At 35.5% G+C, this 211-nt stretch carries 1 protein-coding gene; it reads left to right on the forward strand.

Going from position 1 to position 211, the window contains the following annotated elements; genetic code table 11:
- On the forward strand, window positions 1-211 hold a 211-nt coding region (locus tag BAU23_RS15705; RefSeq protein WP_165615093.1), incomplete at both ends, for a helix-turn-helix domain-containing protein.

Raw genomic sequence — 211 nt, forward strand, 5'->3', positions numbered from 1 at the left:
TTGTATCCAACAGAAGAACAAGCATATCTTATGCGTAAAACCTTCGGTTGTGTACGTTTCGTGTATAACAGAATGTTAGCTGAACGAAAAGAAGCGTACGAAAAATACAAAGATGATAAGGAACAACTAAAGAAACAAAAGCTTCCAACTCCCGCGAAATATAAAGCAGAATTTGAGTGGTTAAAAGAAGTTGATTCATTAGCTTTGGCAA

The sequence above is a fragment of the Bacillus nitratireducens genome, assembly GCF_001884135.1.
Taxonomy (GTDB): Bacteria; Bacillota; Bacilli; order Bacillales; family Bacillaceae_G; genus Bacillus_A; species Bacillus_A nitratireducens.